The sequence below is a fragment of the Ralstonia mannitolilytica genome (genome assembly GCF_000954135.1).
In the GTDB taxonomy this organism is placed as follows: Bacteria; Pseudomonadota; Gammaproteobacteria; order Burkholderiales; family Burkholderiaceae; genus Ralstonia; species Ralstonia mannitolilytica.
In genome coordinates this window covers 138,919-157,816 of the sequence record NZ_CP010801.1, presented here as the reverse complement: position 1 = coordinate 157,816, position 18,898 = coordinate 138,919, and the positions used below count along the sequence as shown (strand labels likewise).

Sequence of the window (18,898 nt, the reverse complement as noted above, 5' to 3'; positions counted from 1 at the left end):
TGTCAGTCTTCGTAAGGCGTCTCGCCGCCGCGCTCGAACCAGGCATCAATCTCGTACTTCGCACTCTCGGCCGACCATGCCGCGCCGCTGGCAACCTTTTTACTGTCGCCGCCCCACCGCGATACAGACCACTTCCACACCAGCGTCTCGCCGCGCACGCCTGCCTCGATGTCGAGGCGGTACGCGCTGCGTCTGCGCGTGAACCCGCTGCCCGCCGGCTCCCACTCGGTCTTGTACAGATTCCAGTCCTGCGCCAGTTGCTCGAAACGCTCGCCGCCGCGCGGGAAATACGTGTGGACTTCTGCCCGTGGCCGGCTGTCCATCCGCAGCACTCGCATCATGTCCTCAAAGATCGAGGCATCAACGCATCGGAAGTCAGTCAGATCGAACGGGAATCGAGTGCCGTTGTACAGACCAAGCAGGAAGCGCGCGACGTGACGGCACTGTCCACTGCTCCCGTTCGCCAGATCGAATAGGCGCTTCAGTGAATCCAGGCCGTCGTTCTCGTCCTGAGCGCGGATCTCTGCCGCCCGCTGGGCATCCGTGTCGCCCTCATGGAAGGCGCTCAGGTGTTCCATGAATGCCTGCAATTCGGGCTTTGCTACTTTGCTTTTGACTTCTACGAACCCGCTATCAGATGTATTCATTGTTGGTCAAATGCGTAGGCTGCCGGCAGCCGGGTCTTCGATCGGCGTCTGTTTTGGTGCCTCGACGGTGTCTGGGACGATCGCGACCGACGTTCCCGGCGCCGGCACGCTGACGAGCCAACTCTGGGCGTAATCCGTAGTGTCGCCGTTCCACTGGACGTGGCGCTCGTAGCCGGACAGCAGGAACTGCCCCCCTTGGCCCAGACAAGTTGGACATCGAACAGGATCCACTTCTCGCCCTCGGCGCGGACGGGGCGGTGGTTGAAGAGCTCTGCAACGCGCGTGCTGCGAAGATTAACGGTATCGCGCTTGTCTCGGATTCTCAGCGTTCCAACTGCGTTGCCCATTGCCCGTAACCACTTTTGTTTGGTCTGTCCCTTGCTTTTAAGTGGCGTTACATGCACTTCCATGACACCCTCGAAACAACTGTATATATGTAAGGGCTATCCACTTAGCTCCAGCCATGCCAGAATCACTGGATGGATATACAGGTAAAGCAGATATTACCCCCAGAACCGGGGAAGGACTACCCCCGTAACTGGAACGAGTTTCTGGACCGGTTCGGGACGGAAGAGGCTTGCCTGTCCTACCTGGAGGGATTGCGGTGGCCGCAGGGGTTCGTTTGCCCTGATTGCGGCGTAGCGGCCGAGCCTTATCGGTCGAGCCGCACGCGCCTGATGTGTCGCAGTTGCGCTCACCAAACGACGGTGACCGCTGGCACGATATTCGACAAGACCCGTACCCCGCTACGTGTGTGGCTGGCTGGTGCGTGGTATCTGACCAATCAAAAGCAAGGCGTCAGCGCCCTTGGTTTGCAACGGGTGCTAGGCCTGGGAAGCTACCAGACCGCTTGGACGATGCTGCACCGGTTTCGCCGCGCTATGGTGCGACCGGACCGCGAACGCCTGAAGGGGTGTGTAGAGGTTGACGAGACCTACCTGGCCATCACGGACCGAGAGGCCCCTATCTCGGCCATCAACCGCAAGAACCGCACGAGCAAAGTGCTGGTCATCCTTGCGGTCGAAATGCTTCAGCCCAAGGGCTTCGGCCGGATACGCTTGCAGCGCATCCAGAACGATGGCGCCGAATGCGTCATCCCGTTCATACAGGCGTCGATTGAGCCTGGCGCCCAAGTCAGAACTGACGGGTCAGCAGCCTACCGGACATTGAGCAAGCTGGGTTACGAACACCAGCGCAATGTGATGCTGGGTGCCGAGGTGCCAGCTCACGTTTCGATGGCTGGCGTTCATCGGGTTGCTTCACTGGTCAAACGCTGGATTCTCGGCACGCATCACGGCTCGGTTCAGCCCGAACATCTGGACGCCTACCTGGATGAGTTCGTGTTCCGCTTCAATCGCCGCACCTCGGGCTCGCGCGGTCTCTTGTTCTATCGGCTGCTTCAGCAAGCGGTCGTTACCGGCCCTGTGACGTATGCGGATGTAGTGAACCGGGTCGAGACGGTGTAGCATACGAATACTGTATATCCATCCAGTTATCCTGTGCTGGTGGAGCTAAGTGGATACCCCACATATATGTACAGTATATCTCGGCTTCATTCAGGCAAGACAGGTGCGCAGGCCGATCCAAAGCGCCTAACGTTCTACTCCTCGCCCTTAATTAGCGCTCGGCCATCGTCATATTACGCATCAAAGCCTGCTCGCACACATCAGCAGGCGGGGCATCGCACGGCGAAAAGGTCCGCACGCCGCAGAACTGGCACACCTCGTCGGCAAGCGCTGCCGCGAGAGCGGCGCGCGCCTGCGGCACGACGTGCTCAATGACGTGGCCGACCGGTATGAATGGATCACGGTCAGCTTCCTCCACGATGCGACGCAGGACGTCCAGGGCATTGCCGTACCCAGGGGCATCGAGATTAGATGGACTCATAGCGATGTTCAGGATCAAACGATGACGAGAGAGTTCGGCGCATGCTCCTCGCGCCGATCAAGAAGCTCCGCGTATCGGTCGCGGATTTCGGCGGCATGGAGATACCTGACCTCGATGCCGACAAGCTCGGCAACCCGCCGGCGGATCTGCCCGACCAAGGTAGCCTCATCGAACGTCGGCACAGCCGTTGGCAGGCCGCCGGTGTACAGCAGGTGTGCCGGCAGCCTGGCCTCCAAGGCTTCACGCTCGGCAGCGGCCAGCTTGGCACGCTCCACCTTGGCTTGCAGGTCCGTGGATAGCAGATGGGGTGCGACATCGGCCAGCCAACGCCCAGACTGGAATCCGAACGTGCTGGCAGCCTCGAGCTCGACCATCTGCAGGTAGACCGGCTGGTTGTCGATACACGACACAGAGGCCTCCAGGTCGGCAGCCGACGACATGATGCAGAACGCGCAGCTGACGCGGCTCATGCCATAGCGCGTATAGGCCTCGTGCAGCTGCAGGCCCGCGTCCGCGATGGCTCCGAACACCTCCTGCACCTTCCACTCGATGATCGGGTGCCATGAAAGCCCTTCGGCTCCTTTCCGGCAAAGCTTTGGCATGCGCACTGACACAGGCATCTTGCTTCGTGCGGCGCTTTCCTGGCGGCGGATGCCCGACACGTTGACGATCTCCTGCGTCGGCCATCGCTTGCGCAGCGCCGACGAGATGATGGCGACCTTGAGCTCGCTCGTACAGAAGCGCATAGACGGCGTGCTCCACGGCAGTATCAGCTTGACGCAAGCCAGGTCAGCATAGCGCTTGACGTTGTTTTGCCATCGGCCCTCCCATCGCGCCAGCATGTCGCCGGCTTGGCGCGTGACGACCAGCAGTTCCCAGCCCAGCGCGTGCGCCAGGCGCTCGCATGATGGCAGGCTGTCGCGCCACTCGACGCGCCCCAGATCCGAGTGGATCAGCACGCGCGGACCAGTGTGCCCGATCTCATCCAAATAGCGCGCGGTGGCGAGCGCGCACGCGACTGAATCCTTGCCGCCGCTCACGCCCACGGCGACCACGCAGTCGCGAGAGAGCGCGGCGGCAACCTCCGGCGTGGTGGTCACGGGCGGCAAGTCCGTCTTTGCGCTGACCGGCTGCCAGAAAGAAGCGGGTGGCGTGCGCGGAACGAAGTTGAGCGGTAAGAGCGTTTGCATGCGTGCGTTGGATGATGGTGTTGGCAGACGGATTACTTGCTCATTCCGGCTTCGGCGTCCGCCCAAGCGGAACCACGTTGGAAAGCTCGCGCTCAACCGCGCCAGATTCTCGGTATGCGTTCCACAGAATGAGATGGCCGGGGCAGTAGTGCACGTTCGGCGCAACCTCGTAGCCGTGGCTGTTGCACAGTGGCAAGTCGCAGGTCTTGCCCTCGCCTACGGGGAAATCGCACAAATTGACGCCCAGCGCGCAGCATTTATCGGCTGCGCAATGCGGCCCAAGGTCGCCGCACAGGAACATCACGCCGCCGTCCTTCGTTCGTTCGATGTAGCAAGGCATGGCTATTCCTCACGAGCGCACATGCGGAAATTGGTCGTGCTGGGCGCCGTCGAGCAGGCGGTCGGCCGCCTTCTTCCCAACCCGATGGACCATTGCCCAGCCGTCTGCGGAAGTTGCGCCGCGCGGATAGGCGGCCGCGTCAAATCCACCTGGGACAATGCGACCGTCGCGTGCAACAGCCGCTGTGACGTATTGCCCAGCACCGAAGTCGCCAGAGCCCGGCACAAACTCCCCCCATTGCTTGAAGAGAAAGGGCACGCCGGCCGACACGCACTGGTCACGCAGATCTCGAGCCCAGTCCGGGTGCATTGGCCGCGCGCCAGGACCGCTCTCTCCGCCGACGATCACCCAGTCGATGCGCCCCGGCATATCGCTGTGGTTCGTGAATCCGCCGCGAGGTTCGCCAAGACCCGCGGCCGGCCCACAGGCCAGCACGCCCGCCTTGTTCCAGTAGCCTCCTCGTAGCGCATCGACGCGATGCTCGGCTATCGACGGCCACGCCACGCTCTCCAGGTTGATCGGCCCAAGCATCGGCTCGATCGACAGGAAGTGCACGCGCGCGGGCGTCTCGAGTAACTTCTGGATGTCGCGATCGGCCTCGGCCTGGTTGACGATCGTGGCGCCGAGCCAGACGTTTTCTGGCAGCCAGCCCGGAATAAGCGAAACCATGCTGGGTACATTGCCGATGCGTTTTGTGAGCAGCAGCCAGTCAAGATTTGGGGTTGCGCGGATCAGAGCGAATAGATCCTCGCGCCACGTCGGATCGACTGCGTTGTCGAACACGTCGGCGAGGCTCGCGCAGAAGACGCGCTGCCTTCGCCCGTGTTGGGCGTAAAACTCGCCAGCATTCCTGTTCCAGGCTATCGGCTTTCTCCAGTTGGCAGCCGAAGTGCGCCGACGCGGCGCGCCAGGCCCCCAATTGACGGACGTACCGCCACTGAATCGAGCATTTCGCGTCTCCGCGTAGCAGTGGTCGCAGCCGGGGCCAACCTTCTGACAACCTTCCCACGGATTGAAGGTGTGATCGCACCATGCAATGTTTGTGTTTTCCGCCATGAAGCGTCCCCTGTCATCTCAAGCGAAGTTGGACTCCCATTTCAGATCTCACGCGAAGTAGCGCAGTGGCAGCACGGTCACGAAGACTTCGGCCGACACCAGCAAGCTGGCCAGCGGATTGGTGTGCCACCAGCCGCCGGAGTCCTTCAAGAGGTAGACGGTTTGGGGTAAGCAGCTTTCGTCCGCAAATCTGGCGGCAGCGGCTTGTGCTTCTTCGAGAGTTGTATCCATCGGCTATCTACGAGCATTGAAGGGTGGGCGCCTGGCTCCCCCTGCTTCACAGCTTGCCGCCTGCAAAACGGCTGCTGCGCCAGGCGCCCATTGAGCGGTAATGGCTTCAGGCAGCGGCTTGCGCAGCGCCAAATAGGATCTCGGCGAGAGCGCGAACTGCCTCATCCGCCGAAGAAAACGTTGGATGTTCTGCGCACAGCATCAGATTGGCGTGTAGCCCGAAGTTCTCGACGAGCAGGCCCTCATCATCACGACCATGCACATTGAGCAGCCGCCCCGCGCGCAGCGTTCGGGTTCGAGTGTCCAGGCCATCGAGGCAGTACGCGACGACAGGCATCCCGAGCGCGGCAGCAAAGCCAATTTCGTAGGCCGTGCCCGAGTCCGGCTCCAGACCGTTAAACGGCGTAATGTTGGCGAGCACGGCGTCCGCGCTGCGCAGCTGCGAAAGGTCGTGCTCGCGAATGCGGCGCGCACAGGCCGCAGTTGGCTCGATGGGGAAGGTCTGGCCATCCGTCGGCGCGACGCCTTCGAGTCCATAGCGTGCGCACAGATCCTTCAGCGCGTCGTAGCGCGCTTCGGCATCCGGGAAGAACAGATCAGGACCAGCGAGGTAGATGCGCGGCATGGTGTGTGTGCTCTCGGTAGTGTTCGTCATGGGACGCCCTTGTCTACGCGGCGTTGCGCAGCGCGTTCAGCAGATCGGCGGCAACTTGCGGGCACACGGCATTGCCCAGCATGTGCATGGCTTCCTTCTTGGTTGCCGGCAGCGTGTAGTCGGGCGAAAAGCCCATTGCCGCCTTGATCTCGGGGACCTGCAACATCCGCATGCGATCACCGTCGATCACCGCCCAGCGGTCGCGTGTGGTGATGGTCCCGATGGGTCGGTGGATGCTGCGGCCTTTCAAACCACTGCCGCTGCTGTAGTAGGGTGCGACGAAGCGCGAGCCGAATTCAGCGCGGCCGGCCTCGGTGCGCTGCAAGGTTTTCGGACTGCGGCCGGGCTTGTCGATGGGCGTCCATGTGTGAGCGTCCCAATCGATCACGCTGCCAATGGAGACGTGCTCGCGGCGCGGCAGGCGCAGCTGCAGCGGAGCCTTGCTCTGGGTGCAGACCAGGAACAGCCGCTCGCGGTGCTGCGGCACGCCATGATCGGCGGCATCCACCAGATGCGGGGACACGCTGTAGCCCAGACTGCGCATCGCGTGTTCCCAAGCCGGGTATAGAGTCCAGTCCCTGAAGCCCGGGACGTTCTCTACCAGGACGATCGGGCTGCGATGGTATTCAGCGCAGCTGACCACGGCCCATGCCGTGCTGCGTAGCGCATCGTGGTGCGGCCGTTCCTTGCCGCGTGCCGGACTGTGACCTTGGCACGCCGGAGACGCCAGCTGTATGTCGTGGCGCGGAACATCCCGCCAGTCGGCCTGCTGCAGGTCCTGGCATTTGTGCGACGTGCCGGGATGGTTGGCTGCGTGAAATTGCACGGCGAGTGGCCAATGGTTGGCTGCCCAAGCGACGTGCACCCCGGCCAGCTTGGCCCCCTCCGAGAATCCGCCAGCGCCGGCGAACAGGTCGATTGCGATCATCAACGAGCTCCGGCTTGATTGCGGCTCGTGGCCAGCTGGAAGCCGCGTGCCGCCAGTTCGTGCTCGATTTCCGCCAGCCCCTTACGCCCGAGGTTCGGAATGCGCAGCAATTCATCGGCGCGGCAGCCCATCAGGTCAGCCAGCGTCTTGATGCCTTCCAGCCGCAAGCAGTTATGCGTGCGTGTGGACAGATCCAGGTCTTTCACGGCCATGGCTGCGGGAGCGATGGCCGGATCGATGGGTTCCGGCAGCTGGGCCTTGGCGAAGGCATGCAGCCGCTCCAGCGCTCCGAACGCGATCGCGACACGCTCGATGTACCGGTCCACGGCGGCGCGCTGCAGCGTCGTGTTGGTCGCGAAGTACCCTGCTTCTTCCACGGCGGATTCCGTCGCGTCGAGCATCGCGTTAGCCAGGATGGCCGCGCGCATGTCGCCGTCAGCCTCGCCAATGCGCTTGGCGATCGCCGCCCGCATCAGATTCAGGCCCGCGGCCAACTCGGAATGCAACTCGCTCTTGATTTCCCTGCGCGCCGCTTTTGTGCGCGCCGCGTCCTCGGGCGACGGCACGCCGCGCTCGAGCGCTCCAGCGATTTCAAGCACCTGGCTTGCAGGCAGCGCCACGCGCAGGCCCGGCGAATACTGTCCGCCAGCTTCGCGCACGACCTCTTCGACACGGGCGCGCAGGGATTTGGGGGTGGTGGTCATCGTCGAAACAATAAAAAGTGCCGGATGCGTGTATTAATGCTGTTTGGGGCCAAAAAAATGGCGCGTCTATACATGCTGAGCGCCACCATCGGTATTGGTGCCGGTTACGTCTCCGGCGCAGGCTTTCACTGCCGTCTTGCTGCGCTGGTGACGGGTTCCAGCGTCCGCCCTATCGTGCGGCCGGTTTGGGGTGAGGGGCCGGAGGTGTGTATCCCGGCTTGCGCGGCTCACGCGAGGCCCGCTTGCGGCTTTCAGACGCGCGTCGCCCGTCTACCGGTACAGCGCATCACCACTGCGCGTTCCCTCACGGCTGGCGACTCGATCCCAAGCTCATCCGGCTTGCGCGGGCCGGCATGTAGTCGGCGGGACTGGGGTAGCCGACTTTCAGCGAATCGCCATGCGTGAAGGTTGAGGGGCCAGTGCTGAGCTCTGTCTGGCTTCCGCTAGTCGCGGCTCTCGCGCGGAAAGGTTTCGTGCCGCCCGACCCTTGCGCGTCAGCCCGCGCGTTCCCTCACGGCTGGCGACTGTTTTCCCGCTCTGCAGGCCAGTCCCTACGGCATCAAGCCCAAGTCGGCAATCGCCATGCATGAGGATGCTGGGTTTTGCTATGCCCAATCCCCGGTTCTTCAGCCCAGCGAAGCGCCCCGGTTAAGTCGGTCCCTGGGATCCCCGCCAGGCTGTCCGACAGGCCCGGCGGATCGACTCCTCGCGTAAGGGATGGCCGGTTACTCGCTCCGGCGCCAGATGTGCACCTGGTTGTGCCGCCCTTGATCCGCGTCCGCGGAGGGCCTTTCCCCAGGCTCGGCAGCGTCGGATCCGAGACCCGACCTGGACTGTTTCGCTGTCCCGCCAGGCGTCCATGTCCGGGGGTTAGATGCGGTCTTGCGCGACGTTTACCCGCATCAGCTTTGGGCCATTTCCTCGACGCTCACGCGCTCGGCCCAGTCAAACTCGATGTGGCTTATTATAGAGCGTTGCGTGACTTTGTAAAGTATGGCGTAGCGTTTTTACGCGATGCCATTGGATAGCGTGAAGATGTAAGGGCTCAGGAAACTAGAAAGTCCTCGCGCTTCTTCCCCCCCGCCAGCGCCTTGACCAGCCAGAACGGTTGCCTTCCGCGGCCGGACCAGACGTTCCCGTTGGTGTCCCGGTATTTGACCGCGACCGTCCCGACTACCTTGACGCCCTTGGGTTTTCCGAACAAGTCTGCGGGGGTGATCTCGTACGCGTGGATTCTCTCGCGCACTTCAGCAATGAACTGGTCGCGCTCGCGAATTCGAAGTTGCTCGGCTTGCACCTTGAGATCGTTGATCTGCTGCATTAACTCTGCGTACGTGGACATGGGTTGCCTTAAAGCGTGAGTGGATCTGTAAGTAGTTTGGGGTCAGGCGAAACCGATCCCAATAAATCAGCATGTTGCGTGACATGACAATACATGCATTAAAATATTCTCGCAACGTCCGCAGATCAAAACGGCTCGCTCTTAATCACGTCAGAGGCAAAAAAACCCGCCGTGTCCTACGACAGGCGGGTTTTACTCAGGCTAAGGCTACGCGCTTACCGTGGAGACGCCGCGCAGACTGCGCGCATTAATGTTTCTCCATTTGAGTCGGGAGGTACGTCTACCAGTTTTATGAAATCGAATGATGTGCCTTGAACAAGAGTACCTTTGCCGTCGTAGAAATAGGTAGAAAGCAAAGCCAATTTCCTTTGTCCGCAATCGACGAGCACTCTCGTGGAAAGCTTGGCGTAGCGCTTGTGATTAGGTGCTTCTTGAGGCTTATTGAAGATATGCGCCACCCACGCCAAGCGAGTGCCGTCGGGCTTAACGACAAGACTGGAAATGTCGATCAAGTGCCTTGCATCACTGTCACTCGAATAAGCATACCAATCACTCGCTGACGATATACCAGGGATCAGAAGTGACGCCGTAGCGAGTGCAGCCACCCATTTTTCTTCATTTCACCCCCCTGAGTTGCTTTGGTGTTTGTTGTACCACACTCTGTTTCTTCAGCCTCTAAGTGTGAAAAAAAGCCCGCCTGGTCCATTGGACAGGCGGGCTTTGACTCAGACAGCTGTACTCGGTGCGCGTGGTGGTACGGGCATCGGCGCGAAGTTGTGGATTGGGCATCCGAATCGATTGGCGAGCTCTCGGGCGTACTTCAGTGCCAGATGTAGTGTGCCGTGATCACCTACACATTCAACCCCGCCCGCGCGGAAGTGCACGTAGACCGAGAAAAGTTCGGGATTCACATCGTCGACTTCGCGGATCCCCACGTTCTCGCCGGCTGGGGTGCGTACGTTACGCACGCCATGCACTTCCAGCGCGTCGAACTCTTCCTGTGTTGTGCCGAAAAGCACGTCATCGAAGCGCTTGTCCAGCGGGGCATCGGTGGCCGGACCGATTCCGGTGTCTGCTTCTTCCCAGCACCACCATCCAGAGCCAACGGCAAACACTTCGATGCGCCTGCCATTGACTTCGATTTGCTGGCCATTGACGAGGAATGGCTCGCCATCGTCGGCGATGACGATGACGGCCGTGCCCGACGCGTCGAATTCCACCTGGCCTGGCATCAGCAGGGCCAGCTGCAAGACAGATGGCCTGGAAAACAGCGGCTGCTGAAATCCATTCCAGAGCCGGCCATTTGTGAATGCCGGAATGCTGGGGCTGCCGTCCAACCAATCGCCTGTAACCCGGCATGCCCGATAGGGGGGCAATGGAACGCTTGCCATGCTCAACTCCTGAAGATCCGGCACAGCGCCGGGGTTCAGGAGTAGTTGTTCAGCGCGGACGAATAAAATGCCCGCCCTTGCAGCCGCGGCAACCGCCCGCGCATTCCAGATAGGTCAAGGGCCGGCAAGGTCGCGGAAATCGGCTGGTGCCAGCAACGGCAAGCGCTTCAACGCCCAAGCAGTTCACGCTGGGCCGCCATCACAAGACCTCTCCAGCCGGCCTGGTCTGGGTCCACACCGTAACGCTCACGCACCAGGCGCTTGGCCTCGGCCTCGACGGATTTGAGCTCTTCTGGAGTTGGCCCCGGTGCTGCGACTCTGGCAGGTGCTGATCGATGTTGGAAGGCTGCCCTGGACCGAGCAAGCCGCTCTCTCTCGGCCTGCTCTCTTCGCAAGCGCTCCTGCTCCCGCAGGCGCTCTTGTTCTTGCTCTTGCTGGCGCGCTCGCTCAATCGCCTGCTGACGCTCAAGCTCGAACTGGGTGATCAGACGCTCGGTGTTTTCGATCAGCAGCTGGCGCTCTTCTGCGCTCAGCAAGCGCCCGGGTCCACCCCCATAGCGCGGCTCGGCCTCACGAGAAAGGCCGACGAAGAGACGATCGAAACAATCCTCGCCGTAGACGCCAAGCGTGCCGTTGTGGCGCACAACGTGGATCCGCTTGTAGACACCCCGGCCGCAGCCTGGCGCTTGGCACACCACTCGATCGTCTTTATCGACTTCGACAACGGCCAACAGTTCTGCGCTCATGATTGATGCCCCAGCTTGTTCTGCGCGGCCTGTGCGTTTTCCTCGCGGGTCTTTCGGCGGCGATCAGCCGGCCCCAGCGCGATATAGCAATTCGACCTCGACCACGGCAGGCTTTGATCCTTGCGGCAGACCGTTTCGCTGAAACCGATCTCGCCGAAGTCCGCCAGAAACTCGTCAAACGCATCCCATCGCGGATCGTATTCGCCATTGACCTTGCCCGCGCCGCGCCGCTGAACATCCCGGCACAAGGCGCGGACCTTGAGCCAGGCGCGATAGATCGAGGTGTGCCCCGATGCCAGTTCGCCATCAACAGCATGGCCGTGGTCCCGCGTTTGCGCACCCTGCTGAACAAGGCGCTCTTCGTGATAACAGCCACAGCTGGTCGTGTCGCCATGACGCAGGCGGGATGGCGTCGTCACAATTTGCCCGCCACAGTCGCAGCGGCAGACGATCTGCGTGTTCTTGGCGGAGCCCCTCTGAATGTCGGTGGCCACCAACCGTCCAAACCGCTTGTGCATCACATCTGCGAACACGCTTTGGCGAGAGGGCTTTTCGTCCTTGCGACGCTCCGCATTCAAACAGCCGCACGACATGACAGTTCCCGCCTTCAGGCCATCCAGGCGTACGTCCTTTTCCGTACCGCAGTCGCAGCGGCACAGAACCCTCGCCTTTCGCCCAATGGACGACACGGCAAGCACGGTATAGCGGCCATAGCGCGTACCGGGTGCCGCTCCAGGTGGGGTCGGGTTAGGCTTGGCTGCCACTATTTCAGTTGAAGGGATTGGCCTCGCTCGTATCAGCCTTGATCGCGATCTTCTTGGGCAGTTGGCCTTTGTCGCGATCGACGGTCAGCGCCGCTTCGATCTGGCGCAGCTGCTCAGCCAGAGCGCGCAGCGTTTTCAGGCCGTCTTCGTCGCGCGTGATGTCCCCCCCGCCGATCGTAATGCGATCAGTGCGGTTGGCAAATTCAAAGTCACCCACCCGCAGCACTTGGCTTTCGTTGGCAAAGTAGTCCATCTGGATCCCCTCAGAAGTTGTTGCTGGAATGGCGCTGCCGCGGCTTCGGCAGGCGCGCCACCATCACACGAGATGCAGCAGAAGCGGCCGGAAAGGGGGCGATACTGGTGCGCCGGGCAAGCTCATCGAGCGAAATCAAATCATACCCGGACTCGTTGGTATTCTCCGTCCACCACACCGCAGCTTCACCCGTGTCGGCCACGTAGACAGCCTTCCAGACGTGCGAGGGAATGGCCACGTGTCCGGTGCGACGCAACTGGCTCCCGAGGAATGCCGGGCCGGTCACCACGTAGACGTCATGTCCATTGAGCGCCAGCTGGCGCGTTGCTCGTTCAATGGATTCCCACAGGTGCTGGTTGTGTTTGGGTGCCTGCGGGATCATGTTCGACAGCAGGAACGTCGCGGACTGGCTGGTTCTGTCCGGTGCGTCCTTGTTGGGACTCATGTGCCCACGATCCCATCCAGATCGTGCGTAATCGTCAAGCTCGGCACGCTCAGCCATCGGCAGACGATCATCGGAGCGGAAGCTGTCTTCGCGGCTCAGATTGATCGAAGCGCGGATACGAGGCTGCGTCAGGTGTTCGGCGCTCCAAAGCGGCGTGCGGGTGATGCCTGAATGAAGCACGGCATACCCGGGGTTGCAAAGCTCGCGCGTTTGGGCGGCCAGCTTTGGATTCGTGACCTGTGGGGCCTGGCCTTGCAAGAAGTTACTCTCGCAGTCTTGTGACAGTGCCGGTGCGCCAAAGATGTCTGTCAGCGAGAGTTGGTGATGGTGTTGGCGCGCCAGCCCTGGCGTAAGCGTGCCACCGAGCGCAACGGCCGCCAGCAGGGCGAGAGCGAAGCGAAGAGAACGGCGGATGTTGTTGAAATTCAAGATTGTGCTCCCCTATGGTTGGTGGCATTTTACCACAATTACCAATAGACGCAACACAATGCAACATTCAGAGGACTTGCTTGGCTATTTCTCCCCAGCGTGCGGCCAGCATCCTGGTGTAGCCCTCCGCCCGGCAGGTTCCCTTGTACAGGCCGATTGCCCAGGCGTCGGTCGCTTCTACAAGCACCGTTTGCCTTGGCCAACGCGCCACATCGAGTGCGTAGCCGCGTGGTGCCCGGCCGGTGGCCTCCCAGCGCTGGATCCACGACTCCACGAGCTTGGCGTCGAGCTCGATGTTCTCCACCGGTCGATCGTCGTACCTGCCGCAGCCAATGATCGCTCCATCGCGCACGTAGACGCGCCACTCAGCTAGCCAGTCAGATTCCGGGATGACGGCTGATTCCCAAACAAGCTCGTCAGGATGGTGGTCACGATCCGATTGCTTGACTTGCGGGAGCCAGGCCTTCGTACGCGCTGGCTTGATCCACGCCCCGATCGTCGCGTCGGCAAATGGCACGCACTGTACGACGCGGCCCAGCACATCGCGTAACGACGCGGGATAATCGATCGGCACCGGCTCGGCCACGCCAGTCAAGCGCATCCACTCGCGGCAGAACTCGACGGTCCCGACGGGACAAAGGTGCCGCTCATCGCGCCTGTAGCCATCTGGCTCGCCGCGCAAAACCGCTATGGCTGCTCCGGCCTCGGCCACAATGTCGTCGCACATCCAGTGCGCTTGGCGTACGGCAGCGCGCTCCACTTTGCACACGCCATCATCGCGCTGCATCATAAACTCAAGCATCGACGGCACCCAGTGACAATGCCTTTTCGGTCCAGCATTGATCGCTGTGCAGGAAGGCTTCTACAGCCTTCGCCACACGTGATCCATCACCCATTGCAGCGAGGATCGATCGCTCCTCGTCAGGAAGGGCGTCACCGATTACCCACAGGCGCGGCAGTGGGTGGCGGCCCTTGAGGGGGGCTCCTGCAGTCAGGCCTGGCGCCTCGATCTTCGGGAGGCGCGGTGCGAATCCCCAGAGCACTGCCACGATGTCAAATTGGTCGTCGTTCCGTGGATCCTGCGCGCGCACGATTCGTCGCCCCTCGATGCGATACGGGCCCACCGCAATCCGTGCGCCAAGATCAAGCGCCTCACGGATGAGTTGCGGTCTTGCGCGGAGATCCCCACGAGAGAACACATCTACACAGGCTGCGCCCTCGCGCCGCATGCGGGCGGCGTTTTCGAACGCGTTGTCACCGCCGCCGCACACCGCCACACGCAGACCACGGACATCGACCGATTCCAACGCCCTGCCCGGCGCGACGATCACTCCCTCGCCGGCGTGCTCCAAACCGCGCGGTGGAGCGCCCGTGGCGAGCACGACGGCAGCATACGGCTGATCATCGGCAAGGATGCAATCCTCGCGCACCTGGATTGATGTCACGCGTCGGCCCAGCAGAAGCGTCAGGCGGGCTTGGCGGGCCTCCTGGCGGAAGCCGGCAACGAGCGAATTAGCGGTCAGGCCAGGAATCGGCACCCAGATTTCGGCGTGCTCATATTGGCGAACCGCGCCACCGACGGCCTGGCCTTGCTCGGCCAGGTCAACCGCCACGTCCATCTTGGCAAGATGGCTTGCGCAAGTCAGCCCAGCCGGTCCTGCACCGACGACCAGCACGCGAGGATTTGCGTCAGGCATGGGCAGCCTCTGGCACGCACTCGCCCGTCATGCGCAAGGCTGCATAGGTCTTCAGAAACCGCTGTTGGCTGGCCAGGAATACGGCGGCCATGGGCAGATGCGCGGTCGGCTGCAAGACGCCAAGCTCGCGGAGCATCGCTTGATCGAACGGGACCACGCTGCGCAGCCCGAACGACGTATGCGGCAGGCCAAGCGCGCAGACTTCGATGTGAAGCGCCTCTACGTCCGCCTGCTTGACGAAAACCCCTGCTTGCGTGCCCGGTTCGCAGCCGAGAGAGCGCAGAACCTTGCGTTCCAGATCATGTTCCTTGCGCTTTGCATGGGTCGTGCCGTAGCCGCCTCCGGTAAGCCATGTTTTCGTGGGGGTGATGACATCGCCGATCAGTGCCTCATGTGCGTCGTGCAAAAGGCCGGCCAAGCATGTCTGGGCCGGCATCCCACGACGGCGCAACAGTTCCGCCGTGAGTACGCAATGGTCAGCGACGCTGTGCCACGAGATCTGGTGATCGTCACGCAGATTGCCGGCAAAACGGCAGATGCGAGAGAGCGTTGCAGCGATGGCGCCAACATCCAGCGCGCCCGGATCGTCCAGATCGATCAGCCGGCCCGCGAAATGCACCGAGCAGCGCTGCATCTCCTAGCCCCTTACCTTGCGCCCCATCCCCTCGATGGTCGCGTCGTCGTAGCAGGCGATACGCCCGTAGTGGTAATTGCCGTAAACCTTGCCGTTACCCAACACCGCCAGTAGGCCCGGCGTGCGGATGATCAGGCGCGTGGCGCCGGTGTTTTCAATGTTGTTTTGGTGCCCCACCTGTCCGTCAACGATAACGCGGCCTTCGGCCTCGATGCCGCCGTCAACGACGCCGGTAGATTCAACGATGACTGAGCCCTTCTCGCAGTAGATACGGCCCTTGACGTGTCCAGCCAAGCGAAGCCCTGAGGTCTTCAGACGAAGATCACCCTCAATGACGTCGCCTTCGGCGATATACGTGCGGATGCCTTCAGCTGCGTCATTGACTTCGACCACGCCGATCGCCATCGGCTTGGCCTGCTTGATCGGTTTGGGTGGTTGCGTAGGGGCGAATTGGCTTGCGTCCTGCCGGTAGCGTTCGATGTTCTGATCGGTGATCAACTGGGCGCGCGGATCTGTGTTTGCGTCGTCTTGCTCATCTTGCAAGTGGGATTGCGGGTTGATCTGGCTATTGTCGCTGTACGAATGTCGGAGCAGGTTGCCCATTATTTTCCTTTGAGAGTAAAGGTCGTGCGGTTGGTGCGCGCCACACCCGACGTCGGATCGGCGGATTCAAGGACGGAGCCATCAGGGAGCTTGCCGCCGGCATGTACCGGCGTGACGTTCTCTCCCTGCGCGACCATCGCGAGCCCAGGCATCGGGATGGAGACGATGCGAAAACCTGGTGTGGCGGGCGCATGCCCGACCGGTTGCGAAGTTGCTGGTGGTACAGGAGCGGAGGGCGCGGGCGCTGCCGGTGTGATTTCCCCCGCGGGCTTTGCGACGTAGAGCACGACGTTTGAAGCATCGGCGTGTGCGGGGCTGCCCGCCACCCTTTCCGGCTTGGCCTTTTCCTGCAGGGGAAGCGCCGGTGCGGTCGCCGCAGCAGGCAACGGAGGCAACGGCATGATGCGACGAAGCTCCTGCATCTGTTGTGCGCCGGGGGCGGCTGCGAGGGGCGCGGAAGCCGCAGGCCGCGTGGTAGGTGAGGCTTTTTGGATTGAGCCCTGCTGAGCTTGCGCGGAGGCGACAACCGCCGATGCGAACACTGGCGCCACGACTTGCGGTGCGCTGGCATCAGACGTTGCAGCAATGACTGCGCTGGCTACCGGAGCAATCGCACTGACCGCGCTTGCTGGAATCGCCATCTGCTTGATCGACGATTGCTTGGCCGACGAGCTATTGATCGTGGGGGCGGTCAACTTTGCGGAATACCACCAAGCGAGTGTTGCTCCGCCGGCTCCCAACATAAGACCCACGACAAGACCCCCTGCTCCACACTGCCAGCGACGGATTCGCTCGTGCTTTTCAAGCAGCATAGCGTCGCGCTCGATGTCGTCGAGAGAGAGTGGCGGCGGAGGCGCGGACACCGCCATGCGGGGCGGCATATGTAACTTGTTCGCGGAGAGGGTAAGGGGGTGGATTTGCATTGTTCGATTGTAGCAAAAAGACCAACACGCGCAACAAATGCTGTAGTACAGTGGTGTTGTAGCAACGCATGTTGCGTTGTGTTGCGCGAGTTGGTATTATTCAGACATGGAACGATATACAGAAAGAATCCTGTTGTTGTTGACGCCTTCGCAGCGCGAACGGGTTGTCGAACAAGCGAAAGCCGCACGGCTTTCACTCGCTGAATATCTGCGTCGCAAAGTCATGGATGAGCAGATCGATACGCCGGCCGCGCACGACAAGCGGCTGAGCGCGGTCGAGGAGCGCATTGACGCGATGGAGAGGGGACTGGCCCAAGTTGTGGCTGGGATGGCGGCGCAGGCCGCAAAGAAAGTACAAGAGCCTTCGGCATAATGCCGCTGGCATGACTGGCAATCCACCAAGAAGAAAGGAGCATCATGAGCACGATTACCTTTAAGCGCACATCTCTCGCGTGCGCACTCCTGCTGTGCACCGCGCTGGCAGCCTGTGGCGGCGGCGATGGCGGCACCACGAGCGGCAGCACTTCCACCGGCGGCACGACCGGTGGCACCACCACGGGCGGCACGGGCGGCAGCACCGGCGGCACATCCACGACCGTAACGGGCACGCTGACGACGCCCCAATACACGGCCTCCAGCGCGCAGCTGGCGGCACTGACCCAGCTGAACCAGTACCGCACGCAATGTGGTTTTCCTGCCTTGCAGGAGAACACGGTACTGGATCAGGCGGCGCAGGCGCACGCCAAGTACATGGGCCTCAACAACGCTGTCTCGGATAGCGAAGTGTCGAGCAACCAGGGTTATACGGGGGCAACGTATGTCGATCGCGCCGTTGCGGCTGGATTCCCGAGTAACGTCCTGGGTGTGGGCGTGAGCGGTGGCTATGCGACAACGAGCGCTTCGTTCACGGCCCAGGTAGCTGGCCAGAATTTCGTGTATTCGCTGCTCGCGGGCGTCTACCACTCGGTTGTTGCGGCATATCCGGTCAACACTGTCGGCATCGGCGAATACGAGACGCAAACGACGTCTGGCAGCTACACCTACACGCAATCCTGGGACAGCATGAGCCTGTTCAACACGCAGGCCCAAGCGATTAGCAACGGCCCGTTGACCTTCCCGTGCCAGGGCGTGACCGGCGTAGCGTACAAGTCGATTTCGGGCGAAATCCCGACGCCACCGAACGTCTCGGCTTCGGGTTGGGGTACGCCGGTGGTTGTCATGGGGAATCCGGGTGCCGATAAGGTATTGCTGACGTCGGCGACGATGGCCGACACCACCGGAACGGTCATCAGCTTGCAGATCCTGAATTCGACGAACGATCCGAACAAGCTCGTTCAACCGGAACAGGCCGTCGCATACCCTGCGTCGCCGCTGCAGCCGAATACGCAGTATTCAGTGAATCTGAGCGGCACGATCAACGGCACGCCTTTCACTCGCAGCTTCACGTTCACAACGGGTAACATCGTCGGCTGACACGCTGCCATCCAAGGAAAAAGGCCCCAAGATTGGGGCCTTTTTTGCGTCTTGCTGGCACTCGCTAGTGGCAAACCTGCCACGACTCGGATGCTGACGCGTTCCCGTTGCCGCCGCCGCCCGCCATAAAAGCTCCGCGGCTGTAACCGGTTCCGGCAAGCGCTTGGTTGATGTCTGTGTCAGTCACAGTGTAGTCGTTCGGCCAAAATTGAAATACGACGGTCTGAAAGCCGTTCCCACCCCACATGACCTGCAATGCCATACCGTCACAGCCCCCATCAGCTGTGCAATTCCCATATGGTGCTAACCGAACATTGTGGTTATAGTCGTAGAGACAGGTCAGCGTCGGCTGAGGGTTGGCGGCGACCGGCGGTGAACATCCTGGCGCACTCCAACTCGATCCGTTCCACGAAGGTGGGCTCGTTTGGGTGTAACCGGCCGGGCAAGCAGGCGGAGCCTGATAATTGCACTGCGGCTGGCTCCATTGCGCCCCCAACCAGACTGCGTTGGAAATCGTAGTCCATCCTGCATCGGTCGAGCACTGGGGGGCTGGAATCGCC

The 18,898-nt window shown here is 61.7% G+C and carries 24 protein-coding genes; 3 read left to right on the top strand and 21 right to left on the bottom strand.

Annotation, left to right across the window (positions count from 1 at the left end):
• Window positions 1-2: 2 nt before the first annotated feature.
• Window positions 3-578: a DUF7673 family protein gene (locus tag TK49_RS23505; RefSeq protein WP_024542446.1), complete on the bottom strand. Its 576-nt coding sequence runs from the start codon at window positions 576-578 to the stop codon at window positions 3-5.
• A 548-nt stretch (window positions 579-1,126) separates the two neighbouring features.
• Here TK49_RS23505 and TK49_RS23500 point away from each other — a divergent pair.
• Window positions 1,127-2,113: an IS1595-like element ISRama1 family transposase gene (locus TK49_RS23500; protein WP_024542051.1), complete on the top strand. Its 987-nt coding sequence runs from the start codon at window positions 1,127-1,129 to the stop codon at window positions 2,111-2,113.
• Between the two features lie 151 nt (window positions 2,114-2,264).
• On the opposite strand, the gene TK49_RS23495 is transcribed toward TK49_RS23500, so the two are convergent.
• From TK49_RS23495 to TK49_RS23410, 20 genes are all read right to left on the bottom strand, one after another.
• On the bottom strand, window positions 2,265-2,552 hold the full coding sequence (locus TK49_RS23495; protein WP_024542465.1) for a hypothetical protein: 288 nt from the start codon (window positions 2,550-2,552) through the stop codon (window positions 2,265-2,267).
• Window positions 2,549-3,724: a phosphoadenosine phosphosulfate reductase domain-containing protein gene (locus TK49_RS23490; RefSeq protein ID WP_024542466.1), complete on the bottom strand. Its 1,176-nt coding sequence runs from the start codon at window positions 3,722-3,724 to the stop codon at window positions 2,549-2,551. Before TK49_RS23490 ends, TK49_RS23495 begins: the two co-directional genes overlap by 4 nt.
• 40 nt (window positions 3,725-3,764) lie before the next feature.
• A complete protein-coding gene (locus TK49_RS23485) occupies window positions 3,765-4,064 on the bottom strand; it encodes a hypothetical protein (protein WP_024542467.1) in 300 nt (99 codons plus the stop codon).
• 9 nt (window positions 4,065-4,073) lie between these two features.
• Window positions 4,074-5,120: a phage Gp37/Gp68 family protein gene (locus TK49_RS23480; protein WP_024542468.1), complete on the bottom strand. Its 1,047-nt coding sequence runs from the start codon at window positions 5,118-5,120 to the stop codon at window positions 4,074-4,076.
• A gap of 48 nt (window positions 5,121-5,168) precedes the next feature.
• Window positions 5,169-5,351, bottom strand: coding sequence for a hypothetical protein (locus TK49_RS24725; RefSeq protein WP_024542469.1), 183 nt, complete (start codon window positions 5,349-5,351; stop codon window positions 5,169-5,171).
• 106 nt (window positions 5,352-5,457) lie between these two features.
• On the bottom strand, window positions 5,458-5,976 hold the full coding sequence (locus tag TK49_RS23475; protein WP_024542470.1) for a nucleoside 2-deoxyribosyltransferase: 519 nt from the start codon (window positions 5,974-5,976) through the stop codon (window positions 5,458-5,460).
• Window positions 5,977-6,019: 43 nt separating this feature from the next.
• A complete protein-coding gene (locus TK49_RS23470; protein ID WP_024542471.1) occupies window positions 6,020-6,934 on the bottom strand; it encodes a DNA cytosine methyltransferase in 915 nt (304 codons plus the stop codon).
• The gene (locus TK49_RS23465; RefSeq protein WP_024542472.1) at window positions 6,934-7,638 is read right to left on the bottom strand and encodes a DNA-directed RNA polymerase subunit alpha C-terminal domain-containing protein; all 705 of its coding nucleotides are present in this window, start codon (window positions 7,636-7,638) and stop codon (window positions 6,934-6,936) included. The genes TK49_RS23470 and TK49_RS23465 overlap by 1 nt, the downstream gene beginning before the upstream one ends.
• Before the next feature lie 1,045 nt (window positions 7,639-8,683).
• Window positions 8,684-8,959 (bottom strand): H-NS histone family protein, encoded by a 276-nt coding sequence (locus tag TK49_RS23460; protein WP_240480107.1) that lies wholly within the window; start codon window positions 8,957-8,959, stop codon window positions 8,684-8,686.
• Between the two features lie 236 nt (window positions 8,960-9,195).
• Window positions 9,196-9,585 (bottom strand): surface-adhesin E family protein, encoded by a 390-nt coding sequence (locus TK49_RS24720; protein ID WP_338051161.1) that lies wholly within the window; start codon window positions 9,583-9,585, stop codon window positions 9,196-9,198.
• Window positions 9,586-9,705: 120 nt separating this feature from the next.
• A complete protein-coding gene (locus TK49_RS23850; protein ID WP_157774047.1) occupies window positions 9,706-10,371 on the bottom strand; it encodes a hypothetical protein in 666 nt (221 codons plus the stop codon).
• A 167-nt stretch (window positions 10,372-10,538) separates the two neighbouring features.
• Window positions 10,539-11,117, bottom strand: a complete 579-nt coding sequence (locus TK49_RS24715; protein ID WP_157774046.1) for a hypothetical protein — start codon at window positions 11,115-11,117, stop codon at window positions 10,539-10,541.
• A complete protein-coding gene (locus tag TK49_RS23445; RefSeq protein ID WP_037022334.1) occupies window positions 11,114-11,815 on the bottom strand; it encodes a hypothetical protein in 702 nt (233 codons plus the stop codon). The genes TK49_RS24715 and TK49_RS23445 overlap by 4 nt, the downstream gene beginning before the upstream one ends.
• A 70-nt stretch (window positions 11,816-11,885) precedes the next feature.
• The gene (locus TK49_RS23440) at window positions 11,886-12,134 is read right to left on the bottom strand and encodes a hypothetical protein (protein WP_024542477.1); all 249 of its coding nucleotides are present in this window, start codon (window positions 12,132-12,134) and stop codon (window positions 11,886-11,888) included.
• 10 nt (window positions 12,135-12,144) lie between these two features.
• Window positions 12,145-13,008 carry a DNA/RNA non-specific endonuclease gene (locus TK49_RS23435; RefSeq protein WP_024542478.1) on the bottom strand — a complete coding sequence of 288 codons (864 nt, stop codon included), beginning with the start codon at window positions 13,006-13,008 and terminating at the stop codon, window positions 12,145-12,147.
• 67 nt (window positions 13,009-13,075) lie between these two features.
• Window positions 13,076-13,810 (bottom strand): ATP-grasp domain-containing protein, encoded by a 735-nt coding sequence (locus TK49_RS23430; RefSeq protein WP_024542479.1) that lies wholly within the window; start codon window positions 13,808-13,810, stop codon window positions 13,076-13,078.
• Entirely contained in the window at window positions 13,803-14,705 is a 903-nt protein-coding gene (locus tag TK49_RS23425; RefSeq protein WP_082076392.1) for an NAD(P)/FAD-dependent oxidoreductase, read from the bottom strand. Before TK49_RS23425 ends, TK49_RS23430 begins: the two co-directional genes overlap by 8 nt.
• Window positions 14,698-15,339: a hypothetical protein gene (locus TK49_RS23845; protein ID WP_024542481.1), complete on the bottom strand. Its 642-nt coding sequence runs from the start codon at window positions 15,337-15,339 to the stop codon at window positions 14,698-14,700. Before TK49_RS23845 ends, TK49_RS23425 begins: the two co-directional genes overlap by 8 nt.
• Before the next feature lie 3 nt (window positions 15,340-15,342).
• Window positions 15,343-15,942 carry a bactofilin family protein gene (locus tag TK49_RS23415; RefSeq protein ID WP_024542482.1) on the bottom strand — a complete coding sequence of 200 codons (600 nt, stop codon included), beginning with the start codon at window positions 15,940-15,942 and terminating at the stop codon, window positions 15,343-15,345.
• Entirely contained in the window at window positions 15,942-16,811 is an 870-nt protein-coding gene (locus TK49_RS23410) for a hypothetical protein (protein WP_157774045.1), read from the bottom strand. The genes TK49_RS23415 and TK49_RS23410 overlap by 1 nt, the downstream gene beginning before the upstream one ends.
• A gap of 160 nt (window positions 16,812-16,971) precedes the next feature.
• Here TK49_RS23410 and TK49_RS24710 point away from each other — a divergent pair, with 160 nt between their 5' ends.
• Window positions 16,972-17,238: a plasmid mobilization protein gene (locus TK49_RS24710; RefSeq protein WP_024542484.1), complete on the top strand. Its 267-nt coding sequence runs from the start codon at window positions 16,972-16,974 to the stop codon at window positions 17,236-17,238.
• 44 nt (window positions 17,239-17,282) lie between these two features.
• Window positions 17,283-18,338 (top strand): CAP domain-containing protein, encoded by a 1,056-nt coding sequence (locus TK49_RS23405; RefSeq protein ID WP_024542485.1) that lies wholly within the window; start codon window positions 17,283-17,285, stop codon window positions 18,336-18,338.
• The last annotated feature ends 560 nt before the right edge of the window (window positions 18,339-18,898 follow it).

Coding starts and splice junctions, on each gene's coding strand:
- TK49_RS23415 (WP_024542482.1), bottom strand. CDS start 15,942: ATGGGCAACCTGCTCCGACATTCGTACAGCGACAATAGCCAGATCAAC.
- TK49_RS23405 (WP_024542485.1), top strand. CDS start 17,283: ATGAGCACGATTACCTTTAAGCGCACATCTCTCGCGTGCGCACTCCTG.
- TK49_RS23480 (WP_024542468.1), bottom strand. CDS start 5,120: ATGGCGGAAAACACAAACATTGCATGGTGCGATCACACCTTCAATCCG.
- TK49_RS23850 (WP_157774047.1), bottom strand. CDS start 10,371: ATGGCAAGCGTTCCATTGCCCCCCTATCGGGCATGCCGGGTTACAGGC.
- TK49_RS23440 (WP_024542477.1), bottom strand. CDS start 12,134: ATGGACTACTTTGCCAACGAAAGCCAAGTGCTGCGGGTGGGTGACTTT.
- TK49_RS23465 (WP_024542472.1), bottom strand. CDS start 7,638: ATGACCACCACCCCCAAATCCCTGCGCGCCCGTGTCGAAGAGGTCGTG.
- TK49_RS23475 (WP_024542470.1), bottom strand. CDS start 5,976: ATGCCGCGCATCTACCTCGCTGGTCCTGATCTGTTCTTCCCGGATGCC.
- TK49_RS24710 (WP_024542484.1), top strand. CDS start 16,972: ATGGAACGATATACAGAAAGAATCCTGTTGTTGTTGACGCCTTCGCAG.
- TK49_RS23845 (WP_024542481.1), bottom strand. CDS start 15,339: ATGCAGCGCTGCTCGGTGCATTTCGCGGGCCGGCTGATCGATCTGGAC.
- TK49_RS23505 (WP_024542446.1), bottom strand. CDS start 578: ATGGAACACCTGAGCGCCTTCCATGAGGGCGACACGGATGCCCAGCGG.
- TK49_RS23500 (WP_024542051.1), top strand. CDS start 1,127: ATGGATATACAGGTAAAGCAGATATTACCCCCAGAACCGGGGAAGGAC.
- TK49_RS24715 (WP_157774046.1), bottom strand. CDS start 11,117: ATGAGCGCAGAACTGTTGGCCGTTGTCGAAGTCGATAAAGACGATCGA.
- TK49_RS23490 (WP_024542466.1), bottom strand. CDS start 3,724: ATGCAAACGCTCTTACCGCTCAACTTCGTTCCGCGCACGCCACCCGCT.
- TK49_RS23430 (WP_024542479.1), bottom strand. CDS start 13,810: ATGCTTGAGTTTATGATGCAGCGCGATGATGGCGTGTGCAAAGTGGAG.
- TK49_RS23460 (WP_240480107.1), bottom strand. CDS start 8,959: ATGCAGCAGATCAACGATCTCAAGGTGCAAGCCGAGCAACTTCGAATT.
- TK49_RS23425 (WP_082076392.1), bottom strand. CDS start 14,705: ATGCCTGACGCAAATCCTCGCGTGCTGGTCGTCGGTGCAGGACCGGCT.
- TK49_RS23470 (WP_024542471.1), bottom strand. CDS start 6,934: ATGATCGCAATCGACCTGTTCGCCGGCGCTGGCGGATTCTCGGAGGGG.
- TK49_RS24725 (WP_024542469.1), bottom strand. CDS start 5,351: ATGGATACAACTCTCGAAGAAGCACAAGCCGCTGCCGCCAGATTTGCG.
- TK49_RS23485 (WP_024542467.1), bottom strand. CDS start 4,064: ATGCCTTGCTACATCGAACGAACGAAGGACGGCGGCGTGATGTTCCTG.
- TK49_RS23410 (WP_157774045.1), bottom strand. CDS start 16,811: ATGGCGGTGTCCGCGCCTCCGCCGCCACTCTCTCTCGACGACATCGAG.